Origin of the sequence: Phenylobacterium sp., assembly GCF_004299445.1 — a bacterium.
Lineage (GTDB): Bacteria > Pseudomonadota > Alphaproteobacteria > Caulobacterales > Caulobacteraceae > Phenylobacterium.
Window position 1 is genome coordinate 1 of sequence record NZ_SCTC01000013.1, and the last position, 3,650, is coordinate 3,650.

At 67.6% G+C, this 3,650-nt stretch carries 5 protein-coding genes; 3 read left to right on the forward strand and 2 right to left on the reverse strand.

Annotated elements, in window-relative coordinates; all coding sequences use genetic code 11:
• Window positions 1-775, forward strand: a 775-nt coding sequence (locus EPN98_RS04225) for an ATP-binding cassette domain-containing protein (RefSeq protein ID WP_293360784.1), incomplete at its 5' end; no start/stop codon positions are given.
• A 203-nt stretch (window positions 776-978) separates the two neighbouring features.
• On the opposite strand, the gene EPN98_RS04230 is transcribed toward EPN98_RS04225, so the two are convergent.
• Complete coding sequence (locus EPN98_RS04230; RefSeq protein ID WP_293360787.1) at window positions 979-1,431, reverse strand: GNAT family N-acetyltransferase; 453 nt, start codon at window positions 1,429-1,431, stop codon at window positions 979-981.
• 48 nt (window positions 1,432-1,479) lie between these two features.
• On the opposite strand from EPN98_RS04230, the gene EPN98_RS04235 reads away from it, so the two are divergent.
• Together EPN98_RS04235 and EPN98_RS04240 are read left to right on the forward strand one after the other, a co-directional pair.
• The gene (locus tag EPN98_RS04235) at window positions 1,480-2,646 is read left to right on the forward strand and encodes an aminotransferase (RefSeq protein ID WP_293360796.1); all 1,167 of its coding nucleotides are present in this window, start codon (window positions 1,480-1,482) and stop codon (window positions 2,644-2,646) included.
• Complete coding sequence (locus EPN98_RS04240) at window positions 2,643-2,903, forward strand: hypothetical protein (protein WP_293360790.1); 261 nt, start codon at window positions 2,643-2,645, stop codon at window positions 2,901-2,903. The genes EPN98_RS04235 and EPN98_RS04240 overlap by 4 nt, the downstream gene beginning before the upstream one ends.
• A 139-nt stretch (window positions 2,904-3,042) precedes the next feature.
• Here EPN98_RS04240 and EPN98_RS04245 read toward each other — a convergent pair whose 3' ends face one another.
• On the reverse strand, window positions 3,043-3,492 hold the full coding sequence (locus EPN98_RS04245; RefSeq protein WP_293360793.1) for a hypothetical protein: 450 nt from the start codon (window positions 3,490-3,492) through the stop codon (window positions 3,043-3,045).
• Window positions 3,493-3,650: the final 158 nt, after the last annotated feature.

Here is a 3,650-nt window from a genome sequence, read left to right on the forward strand (position 1 = left end):
CGATATCGAGGACGCGCCTCATGCCCGACCGCTGGGCCGGGCGAAGGGCGACCTCAGCCTGAAGGACGTCACCTTCGCCTACCGGCCCGGCGGCCCGCCCGTGCTGAACGGCGTCTCGCTGGAGGTGAAGGCGGGCGAGTTCGTGGCCCTGGTCGGCGCCTCCGGGGTGGGGAAGAGCACGCTGTGCGCCCTGATCCCGCGCTTCTACGAGGCCACGTCGGGGTCGATCCGGGTGGACGGGCACGACCTGCGCGAGGTCACGCTGGCCTCGCTGCGGCGGAACATCGGGGTGGTGCAGCAGGACGTCTACCTGTTCGCGGGCAGTGTGCTGGAGAACCTGCGCTACGGCCGCCCCGACGCGACCGTCGCAGAGGTCGAGGACGCCGCGCGGCGGGCCTGCGCGCACGACTTCATCATGGCCCTGCCGCAGGGCTACGACACCGACATCGGCGAGCGGGGCGTGCGGCTGTCGGGCGGCCAGAAGCAGCGGCTGACCATCGCGCGCGCCTTCCTGAAGGACCCGCCGATCCTGATCTTCGACGAGGCCACCAGCGCCCTCGACAACGAAAGCGAGCGCGCCGTCCAACAGGCCCTGGGAGAACTGGCCCGGTCCCGCACCACCCTGGTCATCGCCCACCGCCTCTCGACGGTGCGCAACGCCGACCGGATCGTGGTGCTGACGGAAGACGGCGTCGCCGAACAGGGCCGCCACGAGGACCTGATGGCGGCGAACGGAGCCTACGCGAGGCTCTACGCGACGCAGGCGAGGTTCTAGGGGACCTGCACAGCAGAGCGGATGGAAGGTCGCGCGGAACCTGTCAGCCGCGGCGGCGCGTCAGCGCCGTTTAAATTGACCACGAACCACACGAACCACACGAACGGAGCAGCCTGCTGGCCGCGCCTTGTTGCTCCATCCGTTCGTGTGGTTCGTGTGGTTCGTGGTCGAATAGACTGCGCCTGCGGCGCACAAAGCGGGCCTCAATACACCCGCTCCATGAACACGTCGGCCCGCGCGTACGGGGTGTCGGTGGGGGCGAGGTCCTTGAAGCCCATGGCGCGGTAGAGGCCCAGGGCCGGCCCCAGCGTCGAGTTGGTCTCGAGGTAAAGCCGCGTGGCGCCCAGCTCGGCGCCGGCGTCGATGCAGCGCTGCATCAGCAGGCGCCCCAGGCCCGAGCCGCGCAGGGTCTCGGACACCGTCATCTTGGCCACCTCGTAGCCGCCGTCGTCCATCTTCATCAGCGCCACGCAGCCCACCGGCTCGCCGTCCTGCAGGGCCATGTAGACCCGCCCGCCCTTGGCGATGATCTTGCCCTGCGGGTCGCCCAGCACCTCGCGGTCCTTGGGCTCCAGCGCGAAGTATTTCGAGATCCACGCCTCGTTCAGCGTGCGGAACGCCTCAGCGTGCGCCGGCTCGAAATCCACGATCTGCATGGCGACCTCCCCTTCCCGCCGGCCCAGACTGCCGCCAATGTCGAGCTAATGGCGAATGCGATTTTCTCAAGTCTCCCGACCACCGTCTTCGAGGAGATGTCGGGCCTGGCCCGCACCCTGGGGGCGATCAACTTAGGCCAAGGGTTTCCGGATGACCCCGGCCCCGAGCCGCTGCGGGCCAAGGCGGCTGACCTGGTCCTGAACGGCTACAACCAGTATCCGCCGATGGCCGGCCTGCCCGAGCTGCGCCAGGCGGTGGCCGATCACTACAACCGCACGCAGGGGCTCGACTTCGAGGCCGCCGAGATCACCGTCACCTCCGGCGCCACCGAGGCCCTGGCCGCCTGCTTCCTGGGCCTGATCGAGCCGGGCGACGAGGTGGTCGTCTTCCAGCCCTTCTACGACGCCTACCTGCCGATGATCCGCCGCGCGGGCGGGGTTCCCAAGCTGGTCAGCCTGAAGCCGCCGCACTGGCGCTTCGACCGCGCGATGCTGGAGGCGGCGTTCACGCCCCGCACGCGGATGGTGGTGCTGAACAACCCGGTGAACCCGACCGGCGTGGTCATCCCGGACGAGGACCTGGCGCTGCTGGCCGAGGTCTGCGTGGCCCATGACGCAATCGCCGTCTGCGACGAGGTCTGGGAGCAGGTGGTGTTCGGAAACGCCCGTCACCGGCCGCTGATCGCCTATCCCGGCATGCGCGAGCGCACGGTGAAGATCGGCTCGGCCGGCAAGATGTTCGGCCTCACCGGCTGGAAGGTGGGCTTCCTCTGCGCCGCGCCCGGCCTCACCCACGCGCTCAGCCGCACCCACCAGTTCCTGACCTTCACCACCGCCCCCAACCTGCAGGCCGCCGTGGCCTGGGGGCTCGCGAACCTGGGCGACTGGTTCCGCGACATGCCGCGAACCCTGGAACGCTCTCGCGACCGCCTCACCGAGGGCCTGCGCCGCGAAGGCTTCGCCGTCCTGCCCAGCGCCGGCACCTACTTCCTCAACATCGACCTGCCGGGCTCGGGGATCACAGAAGGCGACCGCGACTTCTGCCTGCGCGCGGTCAAGGCGGCCGGCGTGGCGGCGATCCCGGTCTCGGCCTTCTACGAGGCGGACAAGGTGTCGAGCATCGTGCGGCTGTGCTTCTCGAAGGGGGACGCGACGCTGGATGAGGGGGTGGTGAGGCTGGCGAAAGCGCGGGAGTCCAAAGGCGCGGACGCATGAATCTCGTCCGCAAATGCATCGGGTTCGCCACCAGGTATTTCTACGTGCCCTGGATCGCCTACTTCGGCTTTACCAATACACTTGGATTCTTCAGGCCAGCTGAGCCCACACCGAACTTCTCCAACAAGTACAAGAGCATCTTGAATGTCTACTATGTCTCTGATTTCGAGATAATCGCCATCAACATCGCGTTCGCGGGACTCATTCTTCTAAATGTAGCGGCCTTCTTCGAGGTCTGGAGGCAGCGCGAGCGCTGACGTCCTTGCGGCGTTCGCCACCGCGCGGGGGTCACGCCGAACGCTTGCTTGAACGCGGCGATGAAGGCGCTGGCGATCTGGTAGCCAGCCCACGGGCCTCCGCACCGGGGCGCCGTTGCTCTGGCTCACCACCGCTTGCTCAAGTCGCCGGAAGGGCGTTCGACGAGAACGAGAAGTCGACGATCGCCATGTCGCGGCCATTGCCCTCGGCGCCTGTGATGTCCAGGCGCCGCCAGGTGGCGGCGAGGCAGCCGATGGCGGGGAGCCAGGCATCCTCCGGAATGTAGAGCATTGTCTCCAGCCCACCGCCGGGAAGTTCGCCGGTCCGGTCGCAGATGTAGCCGATGAATGGATGCCGGTGCTTCGCGAAATGCCAGCTCTTGAGCTGGGACAGCCACACGCGGATTCGACGCCCCCCGAGGGACTGCGGGGCAAGCACGCGTCCCTCGATCTCGATCATGGGCGAGTAGTTCAATCCGCCCTGGAAGCGATGCCGGCGAGGTGTGTAGGGCGAGGAAGGCATGAGGCTGAGACCGCCGTTGCAGCCGCGCAGCTCCACGACGAACTCTTCCCGAGCCTCAGTCAGCATCCGCCCATTCCCGAAGGTTGGGGTGGATCTCAGCTGCGAAGAAGTAGGCGGATATCTTCGCCCCTTCGGCCCCCTCGTCGAACGTCAGCACCTGGAGATACTTCCAGATCGAAGCCAGTGAGGTCGCCGTTGAGGGGATCGCGGATTCGGGCAGCATG